Source organism: Streptosporangium longisporum (assembly GCF_039534895.1).
Taxonomy (GTDB): domain Bacteria; phylum Actinomycetota; class Actinomycetes; order Streptosporangiales; family Streptosporangiaceae; genus Streptosporangium; species Streptosporangium longisporum.
The window spans coordinates 289,110-315,179 of the sequence record NZ_BAAAWD010000002.1 but is presented as its reverse complement, the minus strand read 5'-3'; the positions used below and the strand labels follow the sequence as shown (position 1 = coordinate 315,179).

General features: G+C 71.0%; 25 protein-coding genes. 18 read left to right on the top strand and 7 right to left on the bottom strand.

The features are described 5' to 3' along the window. Positions 1-84: 84 nt before the first annotated feature. From ABD832_RS01890 to ABD832_RS01875, 4 genes are all read left to right on the top strand, one after another. Complete coding sequence (locus ABD832_RS01890; protein ID WP_344887290.1) at positions 85-744, top strand: CBS domain-containing protein; 660 nt, start codon at positions 85-87, stop codon at positions 742-744. A 13-nt stretch (positions 745-757) separates the two neighbouring features. After that, on the top strand, positions 758-1,774 hold the full coding sequence (locus ABD832_RS01885; protein WP_344887288.1) for an Acg family FMN-binding oxidoreductase: 1,017 nt from the start codon (positions 758-760) through the stop codon (positions 1,772-1,774). Between the two features lie 189 nt (positions 1,775-1,963). Continuing rightward, positions 1,964-2,215: a hypothetical protein gene (locus ABD832_RS01880; protein WP_344887286.1), complete on the top strand. Its 252-nt coding sequence runs from the start codon at positions 1,964-1,966 to the stop codon at positions 2,213-2,215. A gap of 185 nt (positions 2,216-2,400) precedes the next feature. Next, positions 2,401-2,976, top strand: a complete 576-nt coding sequence (locus tag ABD832_RS01875) for a restriction endonuclease (RefSeq protein ID WP_344887284.1) — start codon at positions 2,401-2,403, stop codon at positions 2,974-2,976. A gap of 178 nt (positions 2,977-3,154) precedes the next feature. Here the strand turns inward: ABD832_RS01875 and ABD832_RS01870 are convergent, their stop codons facing one another. Continuing rightward, positions 3,155-4,123, bottom strand: a complete 969-nt coding sequence (locus ABD832_RS01870) for a TerC family protein (RefSeq protein WP_344887282.1) — start codon at positions 4,121-4,123, stop codon at positions 3,155-3,157. Between the two features lie 294 nt (positions 4,124-4,417). On the opposite strand from ABD832_RS01870, the gene ABD832_RS01865 reads away from it, so the two are divergent. Beyond that, positions 4,418-4,753 (top strand): helix-turn-helix transcriptional regulator, encoded by a 336-nt coding sequence (locus tag ABD832_RS01865; protein WP_344887280.1) that lies wholly within the window; start codon positions 4,418-4,420, stop codon positions 4,751-4,753. A gap of 152 nt (positions 4,754-4,905) precedes the next feature. Here ABD832_RS01865 and ABD832_RS01860 read toward each other — a convergent pair whose 3' ends face one another. Further along, on the bottom strand, positions 4,906-5,868 hold the full coding sequence (locus ABD832_RS01860; protein ID WP_344887278.1) for an Acg family FMN-binding oxidoreductase: 963 nt from the start codon (positions 5,866-5,868) through the stop codon (positions 4,906-4,908). Between the two features lie 438 nt (positions 5,869-6,306). On the opposite strand from ABD832_RS01860, the gene ABD832_RS01855 reads away from it, so the two are divergent. The 4 genes from ABD832_RS01855 to arcC all read left to right on the top strand — a co-directional run bounded on the left by ABD832_RS01855 (position 6,307) and on the right by arcC (position 11,036). Then, positions 6,307-7,746: an amino acid permease gene (locus ABD832_RS01855; protein WP_344887276.1), complete on the top strand. Its 1,440-nt coding sequence runs from the start codon at positions 6,307-6,309 to the stop codon at positions 7,744-7,746. Further along, entirely contained in the window at positions 7,743-8,987 is a 1,245-nt protein-coding gene (locus tag ABD832_RS01850; RefSeq protein ID WP_344887274.1) for an arginine deiminase, read from the top strand. Before ABD832_RS01855 ends, ABD832_RS01850 begins: the two co-directional genes overlap by 4 nt. 105 nt (positions 8,988-9,092) lie before the next feature. Then, positions 9,093-10,097, top strand: a complete 1,005-nt coding sequence (gene argF, locus ABD832_RS01845) for an ornithine carbamoyltransferase (protein WP_344887272.1) — start codon at positions 9,093-9,095, stop codon at positions 10,095-10,097. A gap of 3 nt (positions 10,098-10,100) precedes the next feature. After that, positions 10,101-11,036 carry a carbamate kinase gene (arcC, locus tag ABD832_RS01840; protein WP_344887270.1) on the top strand — a complete coding sequence of 312 codons (936 nt, stop codon included), beginning with the start codon at positions 10,101-10,103 and terminating at the stop codon, positions 11,034-11,036. 74 nt (positions 11,037-11,110) lie between these two features. Here arcC and ABD832_RS01835 read toward each other — a convergent pair whose 3' ends face one another. Then, positions 11,111-11,392 (bottom strand): DUF4342 domain-containing protein, encoded by a 282-nt coding sequence (locus ABD832_RS01835; protein ID WP_344887268.1) that lies wholly within the window; start codon positions 11,390-11,392, stop codon positions 11,111-11,113. A gap of 231 nt (positions 11,393-11,623) precedes the next feature. On the opposite strand from ABD832_RS01835, the gene ABD832_RS01830 reads away from it, so the two are divergent. From ABD832_RS01830 to gap, 4 genes are read left to right on the top strand one after another with little or no spacing between them, the layout of a single operon-like run. Then, positions 11,624-12,625 (top strand): ABC transporter ATP-binding protein, encoded by a 1,002-nt coding sequence (locus tag ABD832_RS01830; RefSeq protein WP_344887266.1) that lies wholly within the window; start codon positions 11,624-11,626, stop codon positions 12,623-12,625. Continuing rightward, a complete protein-coding gene (locus tag ABD832_RS01825) occupies positions 12,622-14,244 on the top strand; it encodes an ABC transporter permease (protein WP_344887264.1) in 1,623 nt (540 codons plus the stop codon). Before ABD832_RS01830 ends, ABD832_RS01825 begins: the two co-directional genes overlap by 4 nt. Beyond that, positions 14,241-16,394: a nitroreductase/quinone reductase family protein gene (locus ABD832_RS01820; protein WP_344887262.1), complete on the top strand. Its 2,154-nt coding sequence runs from the start codon at positions 14,241-14,243 to the stop codon at positions 16,392-16,394. The genes ABD832_RS01825 and ABD832_RS01820 overlap by 4 nt, the downstream gene beginning before the upstream one ends. 30 nt (positions 16,395-16,424) lie before the next feature. Continuing rightward, positions 16,425-17,417 (top strand): type I glyceraldehyde-3-phosphate dehydrogenase, encoded by a 993-nt coding sequence (gene gap / locus ABD832_RS01815; RefSeq protein ID WP_344887260.1) that lies wholly within the window; start codon positions 16,425-16,427, stop codon positions 17,415-17,417. A gap of 76 nt (positions 17,418-17,493) precedes the next feature. Here the strand turns inward: gap and ABD832_RS01810 are convergent, their stop codons facing one another. Both ABD832_RS01810 and ABD832_RS01805 read right to left on the bottom strand, forming a co-directional pair. Then, a complete protein-coding gene (locus ABD832_RS01810; RefSeq protein WP_344887258.1) occupies positions 17,494-18,129 on the bottom strand; it encodes a hypothetical protein in 636 nt (211 codons plus the stop codon). Positions 18,130-18,340: 211 nt separating this feature from the next. Continuing rightward, a complete protein-coding gene (locus ABD832_RS01805) occupies positions 18,341-18,481 on the bottom strand; it encodes a hypothetical protein (RefSeq protein WP_344887256.1) in 141 nt (46 codons plus the stop codon). Positions 18,482-18,687: 206 nt separating this feature from the next. Between ABD832_RS01805 and ABD832_RS01800 the strand changes: the two genes are divergently transcribed. From ABD832_RS01800 to ABD832_RS01785, 4 genes are all read left to right on the top strand, one after another. Next, positions 18,688-18,810, top strand: coding sequence for a hypothetical protein (locus ABD832_RS01800; RefSeq protein ID WP_344887254.1), 123 nt, complete (start codon positions 18,688-18,690; stop codon positions 18,808-18,810). Positions 18,811-18,966: 156 nt separating this feature from the next. Further along, positions 18,967-20,340 (top strand): cytochrome ubiquinol oxidase subunit I, encoded by a 1,374-nt coding sequence (locus tag ABD832_RS01795; protein WP_344887252.1) that lies wholly within the window; start codon positions 18,967-18,969, stop codon positions 20,338-20,340. Positions 20,341-20,352: 12 nt separating this feature from the next. Then, complete coding sequence (gene cydB / locus ABD832_RS01790) at positions 20,353-21,321, top strand: cytochrome d ubiquinol oxidase subunit II (protein ID WP_344887250.1); 969 nt, start codon at positions 20,353-20,355, stop codon at positions 21,319-21,321. Positions 21,322-21,659: 338 nt separating this feature from the next. Further along, the gene (locus tag ABD832_RS01785) at positions 21,660-22,520 is read left to right on the top strand and encodes a universal stress protein (RefSeq protein WP_344887248.1); all 861 of its coding nucleotides are present in this window, start codon (positions 21,660-21,662) and stop codon (positions 22,518-22,520) included. A 279-nt stretch (positions 22,521-22,799) separates the two neighbouring features. Here ABD832_RS01785 and ABD832_RS01780 read toward each other — a convergent pair whose 3' ends face one another. Then, positions 22,800-24,299, bottom strand: a complete 1,500-nt coding sequence (locus ABD832_RS01780; protein WP_344887246.1) for a DUF4389 domain-containing protein — start codon at positions 24,297-24,299, stop codon at positions 22,800-22,802. A 322-nt stretch (positions 24,300-24,621) separates the two neighbouring features. On the opposite strand from ABD832_RS01780, the gene ABD832_RS01775 reads away from it, so the two are divergent. Continuing rightward, positions 24,622-24,945: a hypothetical protein gene (locus ABD832_RS01775; RefSeq protein WP_344887244.1), complete on the top strand. Its 324-nt coding sequence runs from the start codon at positions 24,622-24,624 to the stop codon at positions 24,943-24,945. A gap of 8 nt (positions 24,946-24,953) precedes the next feature. Here ABD832_RS01775 and ABD832_RS01770 read toward each other — a convergent pair whose 3' ends face one another. Next, complete coding sequence (locus tag ABD832_RS01770) at positions 24,954-25,997, bottom strand: zinc-binding alcohol dehydrogenase family protein (protein WP_413224908.1); 1,044 nt, start codon at positions 25,995-25,997, stop codon at positions 24,954-24,956. Between the last annotated feature and the right edge of the window lie 73 nt (positions 25,998-26,070).

Sequence of the window (26,070 nt, the reverse complement as noted above, 5' to 3'; positions counted from 1 at the left end):
GACCGTAAGTCCCTGCCGTCAGGGGACTTTCGCCACTGCCGCCTTCGGGGCCGCTTTGCGACCGTTGTAGTGAGGAGGTGCGTCATGAAGGTCAGGGAAGTCATGGCAGGCGCGGCGATCGCGGTGCGGCCGGAGGCGACGTTCATCGAGATGGTCGACGCCATGCGGCGTTTCAAGGTCGGTGCGCTCACCGTCATCGACGCCGACGATCGCCCCATCGGTGTGGTCGCCGACGATGATCTCCTGCTCAAGGAGACCGACTCCGGCACTCGCTCCGGTGGCGTCTTCGACAGTCACAAAAGGCGCCAGGAGCATCGCAAGGCCGCAGGGGGCACGGCCGGGCAGATCATGACCACCCCCGCGATCACCGTCACGAAGGACACCGCCGTCCGGGAGGCGGCGCGGCTGATGCACCGGCATCGGATCAAGCAGCTGCCGGTGATCGACGCGGTCACCGGGCGTATCACCGGCACCGTTCACCAGGGTGATCTGCTGGCGGTCTTCGCCCGCCCGGCCGAGGAGATCGAACGCGAGGTCGTCGCGGCCTGTGACCGGCTCACCGGCCCGGAGACGGTGAGTGTCGGCGTCGAGACCGGGGTGGTCACGCTGACCGGCCGGGTCGCCTTCCGGTCGCAGATCACGCGCCTGGTCGCGGCGATCCGTGAGATCGACGGCGTCCTCGACGTCGAGAACACCCTCACCTGCTCCTCCGACGACCGGGTCCCCGTTCCGCCGTTCCTGTGACAGGAGTGAGATCATGAACGCCCGTACGATCGAGGAGATCACCGCGGTGGTCCGCGCGGCGGTGCGGGCCGCCACGTGGGCACCGTCGGTGCACAACACCCAGCCCTGGTCGTTCGGCGTCGACGGCGATGAGATCGCGCTGCGCGCCGACAGCGACAGAAAGCTGCGAGTGGCCGATCCTGACGGCCGGGAGTTGCTGATCAGCTGCGGAGCGGCCCTGATGAACGTGCGGCTCACCCTGCGCGCGCTCGGCTACGAGCCGCGGGTGCGCGTGCTGCCCGACCCCGACCGTTCGGCCCTGCTGGCCACGATACGGCCGGGAGCGGCCGTGGCCGCCGACGAGAACGCCCGGTCGCTGTACGCCGAGATCGAGCATCGCCGCACCCACCGGGCCGGTTTCACGACGTTGCCCGTCCCGGAACGTCTCCTCGAGGCCCTGGTGGCCGAGGCGGGCGGCGAGGGGGTGCGGCTGACACCGGTCCGGTCCGAGGCGGCGATCCGGGTGCTCGCCGCGGTCACCTGCGCCGCCCAGGACGTGCAGTCCCAGGACCGGCTGCTGTCGCTGGAGCTGATCCGCTGGGCGCGCCCGCCGGGAAGCTCCCGCCAGGACGGGGTCCCGGCCGAAGGCTACCCGCGCGCGCCCCGGCGGACCAGCCCGCACTTCGCCCAGCGCGACTACACCCACGGCCACCCCTGGGGCAACGACAGCGACCAGTTCTTCTCCACCTCCACCGGTGTCGTGGCGGTCCTGACCACCAAGGGCGACTCCCGCCGGAACTGGCTCGCGGCCGGCCAGGCGCTGCAGCGCGTCCTGCTGCGCGCCTGCGCCCACGGGCTCGGCGCGGCCTTCCACACCCAGGCGCTGGAGATGTTCCACCTGCGGGAGTTCCTGCGCCAGGAACTGTGCTCGCAGGAGTACCCCCAGATGATCATGCGTCTGGGCGTCACCTTCGACGACGGCGGAGGAGTGCGCCGGCCGGTCGCCGAGGTGCTGGAGGAGGGCCCGTCGAAAGCGGCGTCCTCGCCGTGAGGCCACCGCTCGCCGGCCAACAGGTTACGCTCACCGGCGACGATTCACTTACCACAAGGTAATGTTTTTCGGCGCGGACGATTCTATGATCGTTCATCGAATCGGCGCGTTTGTCGGTGGCATATGTTTCCATCTCTCTGTGGCGGTCGATCCGTCGAATACATCGGTCGAGATCCGCAGGGAGGCGCCATGGCGGAAAAGTATTTCCGGCGTGGACATTGGGTCAGGAAATCCGCGCCGAAAAACAAGAAAGCATCAGGGTGGGTGATCCTGGCCGTCATCGTCGGAGCGGTATGGTTCTGGGGAACCCTGCCCGATGAGGGCCATGACGTCCCGCAGCGGCCGTCGTCGGTCTCGGAGCCCGTCGCACCGGTCCCGGATCCGATCGCCGAGCACGCAGGGGACGACATGCCTCCTCCTGAGCCGACCGGGGCACCGTGACACGCCCACGGTGGCACCATCGCCTCCCTCGTCCTCGGAAACCGGCTGGCCCGATCGAGTGGATCGCGGCCGCCTTCGTCGCGCTGGCCGCGTTTTCGGCGGTCTTTCATATGATCCGGACGGCTGTCGACTTCGTTTCCGGTCATTGGTATGTCGGTGTGGCGGCGGGAATCGTCATTGTCGCGATGGCAGTGGCTTTCGGATGGTGGAAGATCACCGCCATTCGCCGCCGGTCGGCGCGGTTACATGAGGTACGGCTGACGCTGGCGGACCTCGACGCGCTGAGCTACACCGATTTCGAGCTGGCGGTGCGTGACCTCATGGTGCGCGACGGCATCGACGCCCGGCATGTCGGCCGGCGAGGTGACAAGGCGGCCGACGTCATCGGCCGCATCCCGGGCGGTTATCGCGTCGTCGCCCAGTGCAAGCACACCACCAGCGGCTCCAAGGTCGGCGCCTCGGTGATCTACACGGTGAACGGGACGGCTGCTCCCGCCCACAGGGCCGATGTCGCCGTGGTGATCACCAACGGGTCCTTCACCCGCGGGGCCCGGGAGACGGCGGCTGACTTCCGGATCCACCTGTTCGGCCGTGAGGAACTGCGGCGGTGGGCCACCGAGGGGGTCTCCCTGCAGCAGATGCTGAGGCTCACCACCCCCTTGCGGCGCCTGCGACGCCTGCGGCACACCTCGAACCGGTTGATCCGTCACGACGGCACGCTGCTCTCGACGGCCCCCATGGACGACCAGAAACGACGCTGAAGAAACCCTCCGGCCCCGCTCATTCGAGCTCCGGCGTTCAGCGGCCTGCCGCGCGGCGTAGGCGGGGTGAGGCGGGAGAGCCCACCTCGGCCACGTCGTGACCGGAGGCCCGCGACAGCGGTGACCGGGATGATCGTCCGGGCATGCTCCGCTTCCGGTCGGAGCGGTGCGGGGGCGGTTACGGGGCCGGGGCGTCGGTGGTGGAAGGGGCCGCGGGGGCGTCGGCGTCGTGGGTGGTGCGGGTGGTGTGCATGCTCCATGCGATCGACACGGTGATGGTCACCACGATGACGCCCAGCGTCACCGGGATGGGCAGTTTCCCGACGGGGGTCTCGGACAGGATGAGCTTGACGCCGGCGAAGGCCAGCAGCACGGCGAGGCCGTAGTGCAGGTGCACGAAGCGGCGCAGCAGCCCGGCCAGGCAGAAGTACAGGCTGCGCAGGCCCAGGATGGCGAACGCGTTGGCGGTCCAGACGATGAACGTGCTGGTGGTGATGGCCAGGATCGCGGCGACGGAGTCGACGGCGAAGATCAGGTCGGTCGCCTCGACGGCGATCAGGACGACGAACAGCAGGGTGGCGACGCGCCTGCCGCCGACGCGGGCGAAGAAGGCGTCGCCGTGGTAGTTCGCGTCGGTGGGGATGACGCGGCGGACCAGGCGTACCACGGGGTTGCGGTCGGGCGGGGTCTGCTCGCCGTGGCGGAAGGCCATCGTGTAGCCGGTGTAGATGAGGAACGCGCCGAGGAGGTAGGCGGTCCAGAAGAAGGTCTCCAGCAGTTCCGCGCCGAGGAAGATGAACGCCAGCCGGAACGCCAGCGCTCCGATCACGCCCCAGAACAGCACCTTGTGCTGCACCGCCGCCGGTACGGCGAAGTGGGTGAAGATCAGTGCAAAGACGAAGACGTTGTCGATCGACAGCGCCTTCTCGATCAGGTATCCGGCGTAGTAGGTGCCGGCCACGTCGCCGCCCTGCCAGGCCCACAGGATCACGCCGAACAGCAGTCCCGCGGCGATCCAGACACCGGACCAGAGGGCGCCCTCGCGGAAGCCGATGACGTGGTTGTCGCGGTGCAGGAACAGGTCGATCGCGAGCATCGCGGCGATCGCCAGCATCAGCGCCGCCCAGACCCACCAGGAAACGGACAACGAGAACCCTTTCGACCGGCCGGGCCTCGCGCGGAGGCCGGCGCTGCTGGTCGAAGGTCTCCCCGGGCCACCGCGGAGGTGGCTGCGTCGCCGGGATCCGGATCTGCCGGGTCCGTAATGACGGTGGCGCGTCGAACGTCGGGTACTCCCCCTCGAACTACGATCGAGTATTCACGAAGTAGTTTTCGTATGTCAAGGATCCGGGGTGGGGAACCGCGATGCCGCTTTCGTGTCTTCGCGTGCGTACATTGGGGGGTGACCTGCCCCCGGCCGGACCGTACGGATGGTGATCAGATGTCTCAGACGGCTCAGGCCGGAGCGGCTCGCGGGACCAAGGAGTGGACGTTCCTGACCAATCACGCCCACGTGCTGCTGGCCATCGCCCGGGAGCCGACCGCCCGGCTGCGTGACGTCGCCGACGCCGTCGGTATCACCGAACGCGCCGCGCAGGCCATCGTCGCCGACCTCGAGGCCGCCGGTTACCTGCGCCGCGAACGCGTCGGGCGGCGCAACGAGTACACCGTCAACCCGGCCGGGCACTTCCGTCATCCCGCCGAGGCCGACCGGCGCATCGGTGACCTGCTCGCCCTGTTCACCGACTCGTTCACCGGCTCCCAGGTCACCGGGTGAGGGCCGGACCGGCCGGGAGGGAACGCTCGCGTCAACCGGATGATCACGGTATCCACGCAGGTCACGTGTGACGCAGCCGATGTCCGCGCCTTCGCCGGCCTGCCGGGAACTCGTATCACGGTCCGGGGTGCGCAAGGCGAGGCCGCCGCAGGTCACGCCATCCCGAGCAGCTTCAGGGCCGGTCGGCGCGGGGCACAGGGTACGGCGGGGCCGTACCCGAGACGGAGGATCATCTGAGGGTGCCCGGCGGGGTGGCGGGGATCGGTGCGATGGCGCATGTCGCGCAGGTCCAGCGGCTGGTTGAGGAACGACGCCGACACCCCGTGCACGGTGGCGACGAGCAGCACCCGCTGCAGCGCCTGCCCGGCGCGCAGCCAGTCCGCCGGGCCGTCGCCCGGCGTGGTCACGACGGCGAGCCGGGGATGGGCCTCGAACCGGACCCGCTCCCCGCCCGCCCGGGCGAGATCGCGCACGGGCGCGAGGTCGCCGACCGGCCGGAGACCTTGGACGTAGGGCGGCATGCCGTCGTGGTGCGAGCGGCCGGAGGTCCACCGCGCCAGCTCGGCGCGGTAGTCACGGTCACGCGTGAGCGCCTCCTCGGCCGCGGCGACCTCCTCCAGGAGTACGGCGCTCGCCGAGGCGTCCAGGAGGACCAGGTCGGCGCCTTCCATCCGGGCAGCCCTGCTCAGCTCGTCGGTGACCGCCCGGGGGACGGACCGGCCGGTGAACGGCTGGCGATTGGTGCGCCGCGTCGTGATCGCCTCGTACAGGGCGTGCTCGGCCGCCGAGGCGGGGGCGGCCGATGCGGGCCGGACGGCGGCCAGCAGGGTGGGCGAGCCGTCCCCGGCGGGCGGGACGGGCCAGGTGATCGGCCGGTGGCCGCTCACCCGCAGGGCGAGACGAAGGTTGAGCAGGGCCGCGCCGCAGCTGACGTGCAGGGAGCGGCCGCGCGGGTCGGCCACCTTCAGCCGGCGGTCGGGGTCGGCGTGGAGTTCGACGTACTCCCGGTGGCGGACGACGAAGCGCCAGGGCTGGGTGTTGTGCACCGAGGGTGCGGCGCCGGCCGCGGTGATGAGACGGCGCGCTCCGGCGTGCGTGGCGAGCGGGTTCAGCATGGCGGACCTCCTTGAGGCGAACCTCCGTGATCCGAGGATCGTCCCGCGCCAGCGGCCGGGGCAGGGGCGAAGGTCCCGGCGAGGGGGGACCTGTGGGCCACGGGCACTCGCGGGGCCGAGAAGGACGGGGTCGTCACCGGTGCCCGTCGGCGGCGCCGGGACACCGACCTCGCGCCGATGCGTGATTTTCCGCGTCTCGCCTCCGTGCCGACGGCAAAGAACAACCAGGACAGCGACATGAGAGGACAAAGGTCCCGTCGATGGAGGCCGTTCTCCCGTGACGAAGAATCGGAAAAAACGGTCGAATAGCGACAGTTTCCCGGCTACTGGACAGACGCACCACGGGCCACATGAGATCCGAGAGGCCATCACGCCGTCCACGCCGAGAAGACCACCGCCGTCCGGCAGGTGGTCACGTCATCGTCGACGGGAGGCGTCATGAACGACACAGGAGGCGGGCCACTCCCTGCAGTGGCCCTCGCCGATCGGACCGGCGCAGCAGGTGAAAGGACCGAGGACGGCACGAAGGGCGGCCGCCTGGGGTTGCCGCAGGCCGTCGCGCTGGTCGTCGGGAACATCGTGGGGACCGGGATCTTCCTGCTCCCGGCCTCGCTGGCGGCCTTCGGGACCGTGAGCATCCTGGCGTTCGGCATCGTCACCCTCGGCGCTCTCGCGCTCGCCGTCGTCTTCGGCCGGCTCGGCCGCCGCCTCCCGGCCTCCGGCGGGCCGTACGCCTACGCCCGCGAGGGCTTCGGGGAGTTCCCCGGCTTCCTCAACGCCTGGTCCTTCTGGATCACCGCCTGGGCCGGCAACGCCGGTATCGCCTTCGCCTGGGTCGGCTACGTCGTCTACTTCGCCGACGCCGCGTTCGGGCTCGACTGGAGCGGCGTCCCCGCACAGGTGGTCATCGGATTGACGGGCCTGTGGATCCCGGCGCTGATCAACCTCGCCGGTGTCACCAGGATGGGCCTGTTCCAGCTGGTCACCACCGTCGTGAAGTTCGCCCCGCTGGTCTTCGTCGCGATCGTCGGCCTGTTCTTCGTCAAGGCGGGCAACTTCGGCCCCTTCAACGCCACGGACGGCTCGTGGATCGGTGCCCTTTCGGTGTCGGCCGCGCTGGTGCTGTTCGCCTACTCCGGCGTGGAGAGTGCCGGCATCGCCGCGGAGAAGGTCTCCGACCCCGAGCGCAACATCGGCCGCGCCAGCGTCTACGGCACCCTGGCCTGCGCGGTGCTCTACATGCTCGGCACCGTCGTTGTCTTCGGGACCGTCCCCCACGACAGGCTGGTGAACTCCACGGCGCCCTTCGCCGACGCGATCAACGCGATGTTCGGCGGCGGCGTCTGGAGCGTGGTGATGGCCGCCCTCGCGATCGTCTCCGGTCTCGGGGCGCTGAACGGGTGGACCCTCCTGGTCGCCGAGATGCCGATGGCCGCCGCCTGCGACGGCCTGTTCCCGAAGATGTTCACCCGAATGAGGGGCGGCAACGTGCCGTGGGTCGGCATCGTCGTCGGCACGGCCCTGACCTCGGCGACGTTCGTGCTGGCCTTCGCCGCCGAGAACGCCTTCACCACGATCCTGCTGCTGGCCGCCTTCACCACGGTCGTCCCCTACCTGTTCTCCGCCGCCGCCCAGCTGTTCTGGCTGACGACCGACGGGCGGCGGGCGGCGGGCGGGCACCTGGCCTGGAACATGGCCCTGGCGGTCGTGGCCCTGCTGTTCAGCTTCTGGATGATCTTCGGCGCCGGTGCCGACGCCGTCTTCCAGGGAACGTTCATGCTCCTGGTGGGCATCCCCGTCTACATCTGGGTCAAGGCCTCGCGCGGCGAGTACGGCCCGAAGGAGACCACGCACATCGTCACGGGAGAACTGCGATGAGACTCCACGTCGACTCCGAGGTCGGCACGCTGCGCCAAGTCATCCTGCACAGCCCCGAGCTGTCCTTGAAGAGGCTGACCCCTTCCAACAAGAACGAGTTCCTCTTCGACGACGTGCTGTGGGTGCAGCGCGCGGTGGAGGAACACCAGGAATGGCAGCAGGTCCTGCGCGACCGCGGCATCACCGTTCACCTGCTGTCGGACCTCCTGCGGACCACGGTCGGCATCCTCGAGGCGCGCAAGCACATCCTCGACCGCAGCGTCGACGAGCGCTTCTTCGGGCCGATGGCCGCCGACGCCGTCCGCAACACCCTCGACGGCCTGGACACCGCAACGCTGGCGCGGTTCCTGACCGGTGGCATCACCAAGCGGGAGATCATGGAGCTGGGTTGCGATCCCAGGAGCCTCGCCTTCCGCGTGCTGGAGATGAACGACTTCGTCCTGCCGCCGCTGCCCAACCACCTGTTCACCCGCGACACCTCCTGCTGGATCTACGACGGCGTCTCGATCAACGCGATGCGCAAGAAGGCCCGCCGCCACGAGACGGTCAACTACGAGGCGATCTATCGCCACCATCCGATGTTCGCCTCCGGCTACGACCGGCCCGACGAGGGCGGCTACAACGTCTGGATGGCCGGCACCCCCTCGGCGCCCGCCACCGTCGAGGGCGGCGACGTCCTCGTCCTGGGCGGGGGCGTGGTGCTGGTGGGGATCAGTGAGCGCACCCAGCCGCAGGCGGTGGAGATGCTGGCGCGGAGCCTGTTCGCGCGGAGGGCGGCCACGAAGATCGTCGCGCTGAACATGCCGAAGGCCCGGGCGTTCATGCACCTGGACACGGTCATGACCAACGTGGACGCCGGCGTGTTCACCAAGTTCGCCGGGCTGGGCATGCTGCCCTCCTACACGGTCGAGCCCGGGGACAACGAGAAGGAACTCAAGATCACCGACCACCCCGCCGAGGACATGCACCGGGCCATCGCGCGGGCGCTGGACCTGGACGACATCAAGGTCCTGACCGCCGTCCAGGACGTGTACGCCTCCGAGCGCGAGCAGTGGGACGACGGCTGCAACGTGCTGGCCCTGCGGCCTGGCGTGGTCGTGGCCTACGAGCGCAACACCACCACCAACAACCACCTGCGCGCCAACGGGATCGAGGTGATCACGATCCGGGGCAGCGAGCTGGGCCGGGGCCGCGGCGGCCCGCGCTGCATGAGCTGCCCGATCGAGCGCGAGGGCATCTGACCCGTGGCGCCCTCCCCGCCCCCTTCGGCCGGGCCACCCCGGCAGGAGCCCCCGACCCGCCCATCTCGCAGCGATCCTGACCAGATCCCCGCAATGGAGACCCCCATGACAATCGACCTGCGCAACCGCAGCTTCCTCAAGGAACTCGACTTCACCCCCGAGGAATTCCGCCACCTGATCGAGCTGGCCGCCGACCTCAAGGCCGCCAAGCGCGCCGGCACCGAGCGGCAGCGGCTCGCCGGCAAGAACATCGTCCTCATCTTCGAGAAGACCTCCACCCGCACCCGCTGCGCCTTCGAGGCCGCCGCCCACGACCAGGGCGCCCACGTCACCTACCTCGACCCGGCCGGCTCGCAGATGGGCCACAAGGAGTCGGTCAGGGACACCGCCCGCGTGCTCGGCCGGATGTACGACGGCATCGAATTCCGCGGGCGTGAGCAGGCCCACGTCGAGGAACTGGCCGCCTGCTCCGGCGTGCCGGTCTGGAACGGCCTCACCGACGAGTGGCACCCCACCCAGATGCTGGCCGACATGCTCACCATGGGTGAGCACGGCGGCAAGCCCCTGCACCAGGTGTCCTACGCCTACCTCGGTGACGCCCGCAACAACGTGGGCAACTCGCTGCTGGTCACCGGCGCCATGCTCGGCATGGACGTGCGTCTGGTCGCCCCCCGCTCGCTCTGGCCCGACGAGAGCGCGGCCGTCGGGCCCGCCCGGGAACTCGCCGGGCGGACCGGCGCCAGGATCACCCTCACCGAGGACGTGGCCGAGGGGGTGCGGGGGGTCGACTTCCTCTACACCGACGTGTGGGTCTCCATGGGAGAGCCCAAGGAGGTGTGGGACGAGCGCATCGAACTGCTCCTGCCCTACCAGGTGAACACCGCTCTGGTGGAGGCGACCGGCAACCCCGGGGTGAAGTTCATGCACTGCCTGCCGGCCTTCCACAACCGCCAGACCGCGATCGGCGAGGAGCTGTTCGCCAAGACCGGCCTGGAGGCGCTGGAGGTGACCGAGGAGGTCTTCGAGTCGCCCCGGTCCATCGTCTTCGACCAGGCCGAGAACCGGCTGCACACCATCAAGGCCGTCATGGTCGCCACCCTGGGGGCCTGAGCCATGCGCGTACTGGTCGCCCTCGGAGGCAACGCGCTGCTGCGGCGGGGACAGAAGCCCGACGCCGACCTCCAGCAGGACAACGTCCGCGTCGCCGCGACGTCGCTGGCCGAACTGGCCCGCGAGCACGAGCTCGTCATCACCCACGGCAACGGCCCCCAGGTAGGGGTCCTGGCGCTGGAGAGCGCCGACGACCCCAACCTCACCCGGCCCTATCCGCTCGACACGCTCGGCGCGCAGACCCAGGGCATGATCGGTTACTGGATGCTCCAGGCGCTGCAGAACGCCCTGCCCGGACGCCAGGTCATCTGCATGATCAACCAGACGCTCGTCTCCGCGGTGGATCCGGCCCTCGCCGACCCGACCAAGTTCGTCGGCCAGGTCTACGACCGGGCCGAGGGCGAGAGGCTGGCCGAGGAGAACGGCTGGACGGTCAAACCTGATGGACCGTACTGGCGCCGGGTCGTGCCCTCACCCGCCCCGCAGCGGGTGGTGGAGACCCGGCTGATCCGAAACCTGGTCCGCGACGGCATCGTGGTCGTCTGCGCGGGCGGCGGTGGCGTCCCCGTCATCCGTGACGACAAGGGCCGGCTGCGGGGCATCGAGGCGGTCGTCGACAAGGACCTGACCGGATCGATCCTCGCCGAGACGCTGGAGTGCGACGCCTTCCTGATCCTGACCGACGTGCCGCGGGTCATGAGGAACTTCGGCACCCCGGAGCAGCAGGAGATCGGCCACACCACGCCGCACGAGCTGCGCGAGCTGGACTTCCCCGCCGGATCGATGGGACCCAAGGTCGAGGCGGCCTGCCGGTTCGTGGAGACCACCGGCGACATGGCCGCCATCGGCCGACTCGACCAAGCCTCGGACATCCTGCAGGGCACGGCGGGCACCATCGTCACCCCCAACGCCACCTGGCCCCTGGCCAGCACACTGTGACATCCCGCCCCCGGCCTGCCCGGTCCAGGACACCCGGATCGGGCAGAGCGGGGGTGGTGGGGAACGGTCAACGGTCATTCGTGCTCAAGAGCCCGGGGAAGGACCTCCCCGTCGCGGCCGTCGCGTTCGACCTCCACGGACCACTCCGCGGCGAGAGCGGCCAGCGCTCCCACCGCGGTCACGGCCGGAGCGGCGATGAACGCCACCACCCCGACGGTGACCGGAACCTCCAGCACGGTATGCCCGTGGGCGTTCTTCACGATGATCCGGCGGACGTTGCCCTCGTGGATGAACTCCCCGATCCTCTCGGCGAGTTCCGCTCCACGGACCCGTACCTCTTGCCTGGTGACGGTCATCTCCCGGCCTCCTCATCCTCCTGCGGTCCCTGGATCTCCAGCATGTCCGTCCACCGCCACGAGGACCGGAGACCAAGGTCCCCCGGTGGTCACCGTTGGTCCCTACCATCGCCGGACGGCCGGCCGGGTGCCCGCCGGTAAGGCCCAAAGACCCTGCGGCCAGGCGTCCTATGACTCTGCCCGGCCTCGGCACGGCGGCGGATCATCAAAGTCCCGAGGTGAGGAGCCGACATGACCGCGGTGATCGTCGATGGGTTGTGCAAGAACTACGGACCGGTACGCGCGCTCGACGCGGTGAGTTTCACCGTCGCCGAAGGCGAGGTGTTCGCCCTGCTGGGGCCGAACGGCGCCGGCAAGACCACCGCGGTGGAGATCCTGGAAGGTCACCGCGACCGCGACGGCGGCACGGTCTCGGTGCTCGGGTTTGACCCGGCCACCGGCGGGCGGGCCTACCGTGAACGCATCGGGATCGTGCTGCAGGAGGCGGGATTCGAGGAGGAGTTCACCGTCGCCGAGCTGGTCCGGCTGTACGCGGGCTTCTACCCGCACCCGCGCCGCCCGGACGAGGTGATCGAGCAGGTCGGGCTGGCGGACAAGAAGGACGCCCGGGTCCGGACCCTGTCCGGCGGGCAGAGACGCCGCCTGGACCTGGCGTTGGGGCTGGTGGGCCGGCCCGATCTGCTGTTCCTGGACGAGCCGACCACCGGGTTCGACCCCTCGGCCCGGCACCGCGCCTGGGAACTGGTCGAGGGCCTGCGCGCCCTGGGCACCACGATCCTGCTCACCACCCACTACATGGACGAGGCCCAGCACCTGGCCGACCGGGTCGCCGTGCTGCGCGCGGGACGGCTGGTGGCCGTCGGCGCGCCGGACACCCTCGGCGGGAGCACCCGGGGCAGCACACTGTCCTTCCACCTGCCCGAGGATGCGACTCTGGCCGACCTGCCCGTGCTCACGGGGGCGATCGAGCCACGCGGCGCGGTCGTGGCCCTACGGACCACCGAGCCCGCCCGCGACATGCACGCCCTGACCGGGTGGGCCCTGGAGCGAGGATCGGAGCTGACCTCGCTGACGCTGTCGCGGCCGGGCCTGGAGGAGGTCTATCTCGACCTCGTCGAAGAGGCCGGTGAACGCTCCGACGACCCACGCCCCACGCCCGAGGCGGCCCTCGGGCCCGCGACGGGAAGGGACCCGGCCGCCGAGGACGAGCCCGCGCACGGGAGGCGGTCATGAACGTCACACTGGTCGCCCGCCTGGCCCGGCACGAGGCGCTCTCCTTCCTGCGCACACCGGTCGCGGCGTTCTTCACCGTCGCGATGCCGCTGCTGATGACGGTGATCGTCGGCGCGGCGGTGGGCAACGAGACCGTCGCCCCCGGCTCCGGCGTGCACGTGATGCAGTTCGTCGTCCCGGTCATGACCGTGTTCGGCATCGCCCAGGGCTGCTTCGGCGCCCTGGCCATCCACCTGGCCGACCTGCGCGACCGTGGCTGGCTCAAGCGCGTGCGCGGCACCCCGGTGCCGGCCTGGGCGCTGATGACCGGGCTGGCCGGCGCCTCTCTGGTGATCGCGCTGGCGACGGTCGTCGTGATGCTCGGAGCGGGACTGATCTTCTACGACGTGCAGCCGGTGTGGCGCACGATGCCGGCGCTGCTGCTCACCCTGCTGCTGGGCGCGCTGTGCTTCACCGCCATCGGCTTCGCCGTCGTCGCGCTGGTGCGCAACGCGGCGGCGGTGCAGCTGATCGGCACCGGCCTGCTGCTGGCGCTGGCGTTCATCTCCGACATCATCCTGGTCGGTGCCCGGATGCCCGCCTGGCTGGAGACCGTCGGCCGGCTCTTCCCGCTGCGTCACTTCGCCGACGCCGTACGCGATGACTTCAACCCCTTCCTGCCCGGGGCTGGCCTGCACGGTGATCATCTGGCCGTCCTGGCGGCCTGGGGACTGGGAGCCGGGGCGGTGGCGGTGTGGCGCTTCCGCTGGGAACGGCCCCAGGCGAGGGGAAGGGCGGGGGCGGCGCGGACGGCACCCGCCCCGGGAGCGGCGCGGACGGTGTCCGGTCACCTGCCGCGTCCCGGAGGCCGCCCCGCGGCCTGGCGGCTGATCACCGGCCAGGCCGCGCACGCCACGCTCCGGCTGCGCCGGGACCTGTCCACGGCGTTCTTCACCGTGCTGCTGCCGGTGCTGCTGCTGGTGCTCATCTCGGTGGTCTTCGGCGACGTACAAGTGGAAGGGGTGCGGCTGCCGCTGTTCATGCTGGCCGCGATGATCACTTACACGGTCGGGGTGTCGGGCTATGTCAACCTCACCGAGGCCGTCACCGGTGACCGGGAACGGGGCGTGCTCAAGCGGCTGGCCGGCACACCGCTGCCGGACTGGGCCTACTACGCGGGCTGGATCGCCTGCGCACTGTGGGTCACTCTGGCCACCGCCGTCGTGCTGGCGCTGGTCGCGGCAGCCGGCTACGGCGTCCGGATCGGGCCCGGGGCGGTGCCCGCGATCCTGGCGACGGTGCTGCTCGGCGTGGCGTGCTTCGCCGCCCTGGGAACGCTGGTGGCGGCGCTGGTGTCCCGCGCTGCGGCCGCGAACGCGATCACCTTGGGCACCTTCCTGCCGATGGCCTTCGTTTCGGACGTGTTCGTCGTCGGCGGGCCGCTGCCCGATGTGCTGGAGCGGGCCGGGGACGTGCTGCCGCTCAAGCACGTCTCGCACGCGCTGCTGGCCGCGCTGGACCCGGCGGGCCACCCCTGGCCGTGGGCGGACCTGGCGGTCGTGGCCGCCTGGACGCTGGGAGGAGTTCTGGCCGTCGCCGTCGTGAACGGCCGCAAGATGAGAGGTGGTGCGTCGTCATGACAGAGACCGGCCGCACGACGGGCGCAGAAGGAAGAGCACCCGCGGCTCCGCCCGCCACGCCCCCGCCCGCCCGGCACCCGCTCCGGGGCGCCGGCCGGGTGCAAAGGCACCTGGTCGACCCGCTGGTACGTCGGCTGCTGCGCACCCCGTGGCATCGCCTGATCTCCCGGTGGGTCGTCCTGCTGACCATCACCGGCCGGCGCAGCGGCGCCACCGTCCTGGTCCCGGCGCAGTACGCCCAGGACGGCCAGAGCCTGACGCTGGTCAGCAGGCGGTCGCGGGTGTGGTGGCGCAACCTGGAGGGCGGAGCCTCGCTGCGGCTCACCCTGCGGGGCGTCGAGCGCACCGGGCGGGCCGATGTCAGCCGTGACCCCGAGCGGGTGCGCGCCGCACTGCTGGCGGTCGGGCGGACCGTCGGCCGCGACGAGCTGCTCATGCCGGTACAGGATGCCGTCGCCGTCACCGTACGGCTCGATCCCCTCGATCCCGCGCCCGTCTCCGGTGATCGGTGCGGAGCCCCGGTGGAAAAGGACCGAAAGCCCCCTGACCCGGCAACGGAAGGCTCCGCGAGCGGGAGACGGCGCACGACCATGAAGGTGACACCGCGCAGGCGGGGGCCGAGAGCCCGGCACGGGGACGCGGGAGGGGAAACGATGACCGGCCCGCGGCAGGTGATCGAGCGTGCCGGTCCCACGGATCTGATGATGCTGGCGATGGGCGCGTCCGGGCCGATGCCCCAGCAGATGGGAGCGCTGCTGGTGCTGGCGGCGGAGCCCGGATTCGACCCGGCGGCCGCGCGGGAACTGCTCGCCGAACGGATCCGATCCGTCCCGCGGCTGCGGCAGCGCCTGCTGCGGGTGCCGCCGGGATGCGGCCGTCCGGTGTGGGCCGACGATCCGGCCTTCGACATCGGATCGCACGTGCGGAGCGTGCGCTGCCCGGCACCGGGGGATGAGCGGGCGCTGCTGGACGCGGCCACCGCCGTGGTGTGCGAGCGGCTGCCGGCGAACCGGCCGCTGTGGGCGGCGGTGTTCGTCACGGGCCTGGCCGACGGCGCGACCGGGCTGGTCATGGTCGTGGACCACGTGCTGGCCGACGGCATCGGCGGGCTTGCCGTACTCGCCGAACTGGTGGACGAGACGGCCACACCGGTACGGACGACGGCCACACCGGCGTCTTCCGCCTTTCCCCGGCGCAGGCCCTCGCTTCCCGCGCTCGCCGCCGACGCCCTCCGGGAACGGCTGCGGGCGCTGCCCCGGCCGTCGCTGTTGTGGCGTGCCGTACGGACGGTCACCTCGGCCGGGGGCGAACTGCATCCCGTGCCCGCCGCCCGGTGCTCGCTGCTGCGGCCGACCGGGCCCCGGCGCCGGGTGGAGGTGGTCCGCACCGACCTGGCCGAGCTGCGGGCGGCGGCCCACCGTCGCGGCGGCACCGTCAACGATGCCCTGCTGACCGCGATCACCGGTGCGCTGCGTACGCTGCTGGCCCACCGGGGCGAGGTCGCCGACACCCTCACTGTGGGGATCATGGTCGCCGGCCGTCGCGTCACCGCCACCGACCAGCTGGGCAATCAGGCCCGCCCGCTGGTGGTGACCCTTCCCACCGCGGGCGACCCGCCGGAACGGCTGGAGAAAGTCGCCGCCGTCCTGACGGCGCGCAAGGAACGGATATCAGGGCCTCCCGTCATCGCCTTGCTGCTCCCGCCGCTGCGCGGCGCGATCCGGCTCGGGCTTTACCGCTGGTTCATGCGGCGTCAGCGCCGCATCCACACACTGGTGAGCAACGTGCGCGGTCCCGACCGGCCGCTGACCTTCGCAGGCGCCGCGATCCGCGCGATCGTCCCGCTCGCGGTCTCCGAGAGCGGCAACATGCCGGTGAGCTTCGACATCCTGTCCTACGCCGGGACGCTCACGATCGCGCTCATCGCCGACCCCGACCACATACCCGACCTGCCCGTCCTGGTCGCCGCCCTGCGGAGCGAACTCGCCGCCCTCGGCCCGCGTCACATTCTCCCCGCAGACGAGGCATCTCCTCTCCCGTCGCCGGCCCCACCGCCTGCGCAGGGCCGTAAGTCCTGCGCCGCCGGGTCATCAGGCCGTCTGGCCGGGCCCTTGGCCCCTACAGCGACCGGCCCTCGCGCCGGACGATGAGATCGGAACCCAACGTCGGAAGGAACCACCATGAGGATCGGCATCAACGGATTCGGCCGCATCGGCAGAGCCTTCCTGCGACGCGCGCTGCCCGCGGGACTGGAGGTCGTCGCGATCAACGACCTCGCCGACGCCCCCGCCCTGGCGCACCTGCTGGCGTTCGACTCCACCTACGGCCCCCTCGGCCTTCCGGTCACCTCCTCGGTGACCTCGATCGACGTCGACGGCCGCGACATCCCGGTCACCGCGCACCGCGACCCGGCCGACATCGACTGGGCCGCCCGCGGAGCCGACCTGGTCATCGAGGCCACCGGCAGGTTCCGCACCCGTGACCAGGCGGCCGTCCACCTCAAGGGCGGCGCCCGCCGGGTGCTCATTTCCGCGCCGGGCAAGAACGTCGACGCCACCATCGTGCCCGGCGTCAACGACGCTGCCTACGACCCGGCCCGCCACGAGATCGTCTCCCTGGCCTCCTGCACCACCAACTGCGTCGCGCCGATGGTCAAGGTGCTGCACGAGAGGTTCGGCCTGGTCAAGGGATTCATGACGACGGTGCACGCCTACACCGGCGACCAACGGCTGCTGGACGCCCCCCACAAGGACCCGCGCCGGGCCCGCTCCGCCGCGGTCAACATCATCCCCACCACCACCGGCGCGGCCCGCATGGTGGGCGAGGTCCTGCCCGAGCTGGCCGGACGGCTGGACGGCGTCGCCCTGCGGGTGCCGGTGGAGGACGGCTCACTGACCGACCTGTCGGCGCTGCTGACCCGGCCGGTCACCGCCGAGGAGGTCAACCAGGCCTTCGCCGAGGCGGCCGGGGGAGAGCTGCAGGGCATCCTGCGCTACAGCACCGCCCCGCTGGTCTCCCGCGACATCATCGGCGACCCCGCCTCCTGCGTCTTCGACTCCGCCCTCACCCAGGCCGGTGGCGAGCTGGTCAAGGTTTTCGGCTGGTACGACAACGAGGGCGCCTACGCCGGCCGGCTGGTGGAGATGGCCGCCCGCATGGCCGCGCAGCGGTAGCCGCGGTCCGTGATGCACCCGTCGGCGGCGGGTCACCGACCCGCCGCCGAGGGGAACACGCGGTCGACCGGCGAGCTCATCCGATGCGCGCCAGGCGTTCGGCCCGCTCTTTTATGCCCAGGAGCATTTTGCGCTCCATGATCAGGCTGTCCGGCTCCATGATGAGCAGGGTGACCAGCCGCCCGAGCGGGCCGGCGTCAGGGGCTGCGATCCGGTTGCGGCTGATGAGCCTGGTCGTCTCGCCTTCGGGACGCAAGATGAAGGCCCACACCCAGTTGCCGTCCTCGGACTGGAACACCAGTGCCTGTTGCGCCTCCACGACCTGCGCGCGCATCCGCGGGCCGGTCGCCCCCAGAGGCAGGACGTCGCCGGCCTTGAGGCCCTGGAACTGCGGCAGGATCTCATCGGCGCTGTGCATGTCCAGGCCGAAGAGGTTCTCGATCCAGTCGTAGGTGTAGGCGCCCCCGCGACCGCTGCCCATCTGCACCAGCCACGGCCAGATGGCACCGGGCGGCGCGTCGACGGTGACGGCGCGGGTGGCGACCAAGCAGGGCCCGGGCAACAACTCGTCCCCGGGCAACACACTTCCCGCCTCGTCGTGGGTCGCTCCCCAGGTCAGGCACCGTCTGCGGAGCAACAGCGGGTAGGTTGCCGCGGCGATGCCCGCGGCCAGTAACCCCATCCGGGCGGACGACTTCAGCACAGTGTTCATCACGGCCTCCTGTGGCGTTTCTCTTCGACGCCATGCCTATGGCGACGGGTCGTTTCGGGGCTGGAGGGCCTGGAGTGCGGGGCTGAAGGACCGTCAACGCTCAGGGCGGTCGACACCGGCAGTGCCGTCGGCCGGCGCGTCGAGCAGACGGATCGTCCCCGCGGCGGTCCCCGCCTTGCCCTCCGTTCCGGGCTCCGGCGAGCCCCTCCGGTCAAGAGCGGGTCGTGGGTTCTTGTGTCAGCGCCTCGACCAGCTCCGTGAGATGGGCGACCTGAATCTCCAGATTGTGGATGCGGGCCTCGAGACCTGCCGCGGAGGGGGGCCGGTAGGTCATGGCGATCTGGCGGGCCATCGTCGCTCCTTTTCCTCTTGACGATTCGAGACGTGCCAGAACACACGATGACTGCATCCGGCTCTATCCCGTCGTCGCGCACGGACGGATCGTCCATGCCTTCAGTGTCCGCGCCGACCCGGCCGCCGACCACGGCCGATGGGCCCGCGGGCGTGGGCCGACCGGCCCTGGTGCGTCCTTACGGAGGAACGCGGAGACGGGAGGCGGTGGTCCTGCGCGACCAGGCCGCCGACGCCACCGAGATCACGGTCGGCAGCAGGGGCCTGGCGCCACGCGGCGCCACGCCGCAGGCGCTCCCACCGTGTGGCGGCAGGCATACCCGCAGGTGAAAGTCGTTCTAGCGCGCGACGCCCGGATCCGAGCCGTCGAAACCGGCAGGACACGAAGTGGCCGGGAACACCGGTGGAAGGCGCGGGACCAAAGTCCCTCCGGGCAGAGGCCGCTGGGCTCTACGCGGCGGAGCGGCTGTCCTCCAGCCTGGCGGCATGGATGTGCTCGACCTCTCGCGCTGGCAGTTCGGTATCACGACCGTTTACCACTTCTTGTTCGTGCCGCTCACGATCGGCTTGTCAATCATCGTGGCCGGGCTGCAGACGGCCTGGTACCGGACGAAGAAGCCGGAGTATCTGCGGCTGACCCGGTTCTGGGGGCGCCTGTTTCTGATCAACTTTGCGATGGGCGTGGTGACGGGGATCGTGCAGGAGTTCCAGTTCGGAATGAACTGGAGTGACTACTCACGCTTCGTCGGGGACGTGTTCGGGGCGCCGCTGGCCATGGAAGGGCTGATGGCGTTCTTCCTGGAGTCCACGTTCCTCGGATTGTGGATCTTCGGGTGGGACAAGCTGCCGTCCCGGCTGCACCTGGCCACCATCTGGCTGGCCGCGATCGGCACCAACATCTCGGCCTATTTCATCCTGGCGGCCAACTCCTGGATGCAACATCCGGTCGGCTACCGCATCAACAACGACCGTGCCGAGCTGACCGATATCTGGGCGGTACTCACCAACTCGACCACCCTGGTCACCTTCCCGCACGTCATCTTCGGCGCGTTTCTGACGGCCGGGGCGTTCGTGCTGGGCATCAGCGCGTGGTTCCTGCTGCGCAAGCGCGATGTGCCGCTGTTTCGCACGTCGGCGCGGTTGGCGCTGGCCGTCAGCGCGGTGGCGGCGATCGGGGTGTCGATGTCCGGCCACTGGCAGGCGCAGATCATGACCGAGCAGCAGCCGATGAAGATGGCCGCCGCCGAGGCCCTGTGGGAGGACGAGAGCGCGGCCGGTTTCTCGCTGTTCGCCGTCGGCGACGTCGAGAACGGCCGCAACCACATCAACGTGCAGATCCCGTACGGGCTGAGCCTGCTGTCCACCAACACCCTGGACGGGAAGGTCGAAGGCGTCAACGACATCCAGGCCCGCTACCAGGCCCTGTACGGGCCGGGCGACTACCGGCCGGTGGTGGGGCTGGCGTACTGGTCGTTCCGGCTGATGATCGGCTTCGGGGCGTTGTCGGCGCTGCTGGCACTGGCCGGTCTGTGGCTGACCCGGCGCGGCCGGCTGCCGTCGAGCCGCTGGGTCTACCGGCTGGCCATCGCCGGGATCGGGCTGCCGTTCCTGGCCAACAGCCTGGGCTGGATCTTCACCGAGATGGGCCGCCAGCCGTGGGCCGTCTTCGGCTTGATGCGCACCGCCGCGGCCGTGTCGCCGAGCGTGGACGTCACCTCCGCGGCGATCACGCTGACCGGCTTCACCCTCGTCTACGCCGTGCTGGCGGTGATCGAGGTGCGGCTGCTGATCAAGTTCATCCGCATCGGGCCGCACGAGGATTCCGCCTCGGAAGCCCCCGTGCCCGCGCTGAGCTACTGAGGGATCCCCGCCATGGAACTCACCACTGTCTGGTTCGTACTGATCGCCGTGCTGTGGACCGGCTACTTCGTTCTCGAGGGCTTCGACTTCGGCGTCGGCATCCTGCTGCCCTTCCTCGGCGGAGGGGAGGCCGATCGGCGCACCATCGTCGCGACGATCGGTCCGGTGTGGGACGGCAACGAGGTGTGGCTCCTGGTGGCCGGCGGCGCCACGTTCGCCGCGTTCCCCGAGTGGTACGCCACCTTGTTCAGCGGTTTCTACCTGCCGTTGTTCCTCATTCTGCTGGCCTTGATCGCGCGCGGGGTGGCGCTGGAGTACCGCGGCAAATCCGACAGCACGCGTGGCTGGGACCGGGCCTTCTTCTGGGGCTCCCTCGGCCCGGCCTTTCTGTGGGGTGTCGCCTTCGCCAACATCCTGCGTGGCGTCCCCTTGGACGCCGACCACGAATACACCGGCACCCTGCTGACCCTTCTCAACCCGTTCGCGCTGCTCGGCGGGCTGGCCACGTTACTGCTGTTCACCCTGCACGGCGCGATCTTCCTGACCTTGCGCACCACGGGGGAGCTGCGCCAGGGCGCCTCCCGCATGACCAAGCGCCTGGCCCCGGCGGCAGTCGTGGTGGTGATGGCGTTCCTGCTGGCCGCAGGCGGTGACAGGCCGATCTGGTGGGCCGCGGTGGCGCTGGTCGCGCTCGGTCTGACCGGCGCCGTGGCCGCGACGTTGCGCGGCCGCGACGGGTGGGCGTTCACGGCCAGCGCGATCGCCGTGATCGCGCTCGTGGCCGCCCTGTTCGGCGGCCTGTGGCCCAACGTGCTGCCCGCCCTGGATCCGGCCAACAGCCTCACCGTGACCAACGCCGCCTCCTCGCCGTACACGCTGACGGTGATGACCTGGGTCGCGGCCCTCTTCACACCTGTGGTGCTGGCCTATCAGGCGTGGACGTACTGGGTGTTTCGCCGCCGTCTCACCGGCGCGACCTGACGATCTCGGCCACGGCCTCACGGCCTGCCTCAGCACGAGGCCGACCTGCTCACCGCTCACGGGCCGGAGCGGGCCACCATCCGCCTCCTGGCCATCACCTTGCCGCAACCCAGCCCAGAGCCGGCATCGCCATACCACCGGCAACGGGAACTCCGGCCTCCACCGGCGCCATGGCACCACCCGGGTCTTCTCGGACACCCACCCCGCGATTCCCACGCGCCGGCCCGGCGCAGACTACGGCCGATAGGCCCGCGGTCATGGGCCGACCGGCCCTGGTACGTCCTCGCGGGGAAACGCTGAGATGGGAGAAAGACAAGGAAACACGAAGGAGAACGACCATGTCCGATCCCGTGATCGTGGGCACCGATGGTTCGGCCGCCGCTTCCGCCGCCGTGGAATGGGCCGCCGACGACGCGGCGCGCATGCGCGCTCCGCTGCGCATCGTCTTCGCCCTGGAGCGCTCGCCGTACGACATCCCGAGGTTCTCCGCCCCGGAGTGGGGCGATGCCCTGACCCGCAACGCGGAGCGGGTCCTGGCCGAAGCCGAGGCCCTCGTCCGCGAACGCCGGCCCGGGATCGAGGTCACCACCCGCACGATCGAGGGCGCGCCCGCGCTGGTCCTTCGTGACCAGGCCGCCGAGGCCGCCGAGGTCGTGGTCGGCAGCAGGGGGCTGGGCGGGTTCTCCGGAGCCGTGCTCGGCTCGGTGAGCACGCACGTGGCCGGGCACGCCCGCGGGCCGGTGGTCGTCGTCCACCCCGGGCCCCGGACCGCTCACGGGGAGATCGTCGTCGGCATCGACGACTCCCCGCAGTGCGACCCTGCCCTGGCTTACGCCTTCGAGCAGGCCGCGCTGCGCGGCGCCACCTTGCGGGCCCTCTACGCCTGGCAGGCGCCGGTACACGCCTACGCCCCGGAGATCGTCTACGACATGGACGAGATCCGCCGCGCACAGCACCAGGTCGCAGCTGACAAGCTCGCCTCATGGCGGCAGACGTACCCGCAGGTGAAGGTCGTCGAGGATGTCCGGTCGGGGCATCCGGTCGAGGTATTGACCGCAGCCTCGGAGAGGGCGGACCTGGTCGTCGTGGGTTCCCACGGCCGGGGAGCCCTGGGATCGCTGGTGCTGGGCTCGGTCAGCCGGGGCGTTCTGCACCACGCCCGCGGCACCGTGGCCGTGGTCCGCTCACCCCGTGTCTGAGACCGCAGGTGGGCGTCGTCTGGAGGTCGGTCGAGCAGCAGCATCGCGGTGAACAGACAGACGGTGGTGGAGACCGGATCCTGGACGGCCGTGGTCGGCCCCGAGCCGAAGGCGGGGTCGCGGCCGACTTCACAGGAGGTCCCGCGGGTGTGCTCAGGGTCCTTGAGCGGTGCGGCCGGTGGACGGTTTGGGTCCTGTCCGGCCGCACCGTAGGTCTTCACCTCGCCGAGCGGAGATGATCGTGCGGGCTCGATCCTGGGAAGGGCCGGCCGGTGGCCCTCAGACGGATCCGCTGACGACCGGTGGGGCGGGGGCGGGGAGGGGCGGGAGCGGGACCGCGGCCAAGCGGACGCCCAGCATGATCAGCCCACCGCCGGCCAGGAACAGGACGGCCGCGGCGGCGAACGCCCCCGCGATCAAAGTTCCCGTCCAGGCCAGGGGAGCGCCCAGCCGGACGTCGGCGGACACCCGCGCGGAGGCGTCGGCGTTCATGACGACCAGGGTCCACTCGCCCGGCCGGATGTCCCAGGTGAGGGTCTGCCGCCCCATCCCCTCGGCCTGCGCGGTCCAGAACGGCTGCGCACCGGGACGGGTGGCGGGCACCCGGCCCGGAACGCGAACGGGACGGGCGCCGTCATCCGGACCGGGGGAGAAGGTCAGATGCGTCACCCGGTCATGAGCTACGCCGTCCAGGTAGGCGGCGACCTCGCCGTGCGGGGCGATCCCGACGAACACGGGCCCGTCCGCCCCGGCGACCTGGACGCGGAGCGGGCCGACGGCGTCGCTGACGAACCCGACGCCCTGCCCCTCGATCTCGACGTCCTCGACGGTGAGCGCGTACGTGGACGTGTTCACCCGCTCGATGCCGGTGTCGACGAAGCCGTCGGGCCCGCGCGCGGAACCGAGCACGAGGGCACCGGTCCCGGCGATGGCGGCGCCCAGCGCGCAGAACGCGAGCAGGGAGCCCAGCACGGCCGCGGTGGCCGCCCCGGCCGACCACACGTGGGACCGCTCCCTGGGCGGGGCGACGGGGGCCGCTCCTGTTCCTGCGGGCAGGGGGTTCCCCGCAGGGGGAAGGCCGGCCCCTCCGGGCGGAGGCTGAGGTCCTCCTGCGGGTTCGTCCTCGCCCGTGTCGAGACGGAAGGGTGGGTAGACGTCGGTCATCAGGGTGGCGTAGGCGGCCACCCGCAGCGTCCACCGGTTCATGCCCAGCACGAAGTCGAAGATCGAACGCGGGTAGCGGCCGCGCAACAGCAGAACGACGGCGGAGACGACGACCAGCAGGCCGGTGAGTCCGCCGAAGCCGAGGCTGTGCACGGGGCCGCCGGAGCTCGGCAGGTCGTCTCGCCACAGGACCACGGCGGCGCTGGTGAAGAGCGCGACGACGAGGTAGTGGGGGATGGCCAGCAGCCACCACTTCACCAGCACCAGGCCGCGCGAGAGCCGTACCGGGTAGTCGATCTCCAGCGTGGCCGGGTAGTCCGGGGCCGGGCCGAGGGTGAAGGGCGGGTAGCGGTCGGTGCCCAGCGCCGCGTAGCCGTAGAAGGCGACCCGCCACGTCCAGCGGAGCACGCCTGCGTTGAACTCGAAGATCGGCCGGGGGTAGCGGCCGGTGAACAGGATCGCGAAGAAGGCGATCACCGTCAGGACGGCGAAGGCGATCCACAACAACCCCAGGACGAGGTAGTGCGGGAGGGCCAGCAGCCACTTGACCAGCCACAGGCCCCGGCTCAGCGGCTCGTCCAGGTGGCCGCGCACGCGTACGGGATAGGCGCTCATGGTCCGGGCTCCTTCCGGGAGACACCGATGAGAACGGCTTACCCCACCAGCCCACCACCCGGCCGCGCTCACGCCACCTGCTGAAAGTCCCGAACCGCGCGCCGATGGCCTCGAATCCCGGGTGTTCCGCACGGCCGGCGGTCCCATGACGGTGGAGACCGCACGACGATGAGGCGTTTCACGGCCTGTGCGGTTTTTCTGCGCGATGGCGAGCGGAGGACGGCCGGCGCGGTGGCCCAGGACGATGGTCCTCGCGGCAGGTGACGTCCGGCCGGTGCCGCAACTCTCCCGCGGGTGTGTGATGAAGGGGAAGGAGGCGGTCGTGGCCGGTCGCACCGCCGTCACCGGGAAGCCGCAGGCACCGGCCGCCTCGTTCCGCGTCGAACCCGTGCCGCTCACCACCGAGGAGCCACTCATGAGACGTTCACACAAGCGCTGGAGTGACCTCTCCGCCCGGCAGCAGACGGCGATCCTGACGCTGGCCTCCGTAGAGCTGTCGCTCACCGCCACGGCGGCCACCGACCTGTGGTGCAGGCCCGCCGAGCAGGTCAGAGGGTCCAAGGCGTTGTGGTGGCCGCTGCTGTTGGTCCAGCCGGTCGGCCCGATCGCCTACCTCACGCTGGGACGCGTCCCCTCCACCGGCTGACCCACCTATCAGGCACCGCGACCCGCGGCAGGTGACCGATCGCCGATACGCAGGACGGCTGCGCCGGTGACACGGTCGGCGGCCAGGTCCGCCAGCGCCTGGTCGGCCCGCTCGATATCGTAGGCGGTGGTGGTGACACGCAGCGGACGGCGGGCGGCGTGCTCCAGCAGGGCACGGCCGTCGGCGCGGGTGTTGGCGGCGACACTGCGCAGCGTGCGCTCCTGGAACAGATGGTCGGAGTAGTTCAGTGGCGGGATGTCGCTGAGATGGATTCCGGCGACGGCCAGGGTGCCGCCGCGGTCCAGGGCGGCCAGCGCCACCGGGACCAGGTCACCGACCGGGGCGAACAGGACGGCGGCGTCCAGCGGCTCGGGAGGAGCGTCGTAGGCGCCGCGCGCCGAGGCGGCCCCCAGCTCCAGCGCGAGCGCGCGGGCGGCCGCCGAACGGGTCAGCACGTGCACCGTGGCGCCCTGGGCGAGGGCGACCTGGGCGGTGAGGTGGGCCGAGGCGCCGAACCCGTAGACGCCCAGCCGCCCGCCCGGCGGCAGCTCGGCGCGGAGCAACGCCCGGTAGCCGATGATGCCCGCGCACAGCAGCGGGGCCAGCTTCTCGGCGGGCTGGTCCTCGGGCAGAGGGTAGGCGAAGTCCTGCGGCACGGTCAGGTACTCGGCGTAGCCGCCGTTGGCGTCCCAGCCGGTGTAGCGCGAGTACGGGCAGAGGTTCTCCGAGCCCCGGACACAGTAGCGGCACTCACCGCAGGTCGAGCGGAGCCAGGCCACGCCGATCCGGGTGCCGACGGAGAGCCGATCGGCCCCCTGACCGAGGGCCGCGACACGCCCGACCACCTCGTGCCCGGGCACCGTGCCGGACCGCCGGGGAGCCAGGTCCCCCTCGGCCAGGTGCAGGTCGGTGCGGCAGACCGCGCACACCTCGACCCGGACGAGCACCTCGCCCGAGGCGGGCTCGGGCACGGGCAGCCGTACCCGCTCCAGCGGGCGGGTGGCCACGGGGCCGGGACGGCGGACCACCCAGGCGGTCATCGTCTGCGTCACCCTCCCATCGTCACACGCGCTACCGCCTCCCCCCTTCACTGACCTGGGACGGCATACCCGATCACGACCTGGG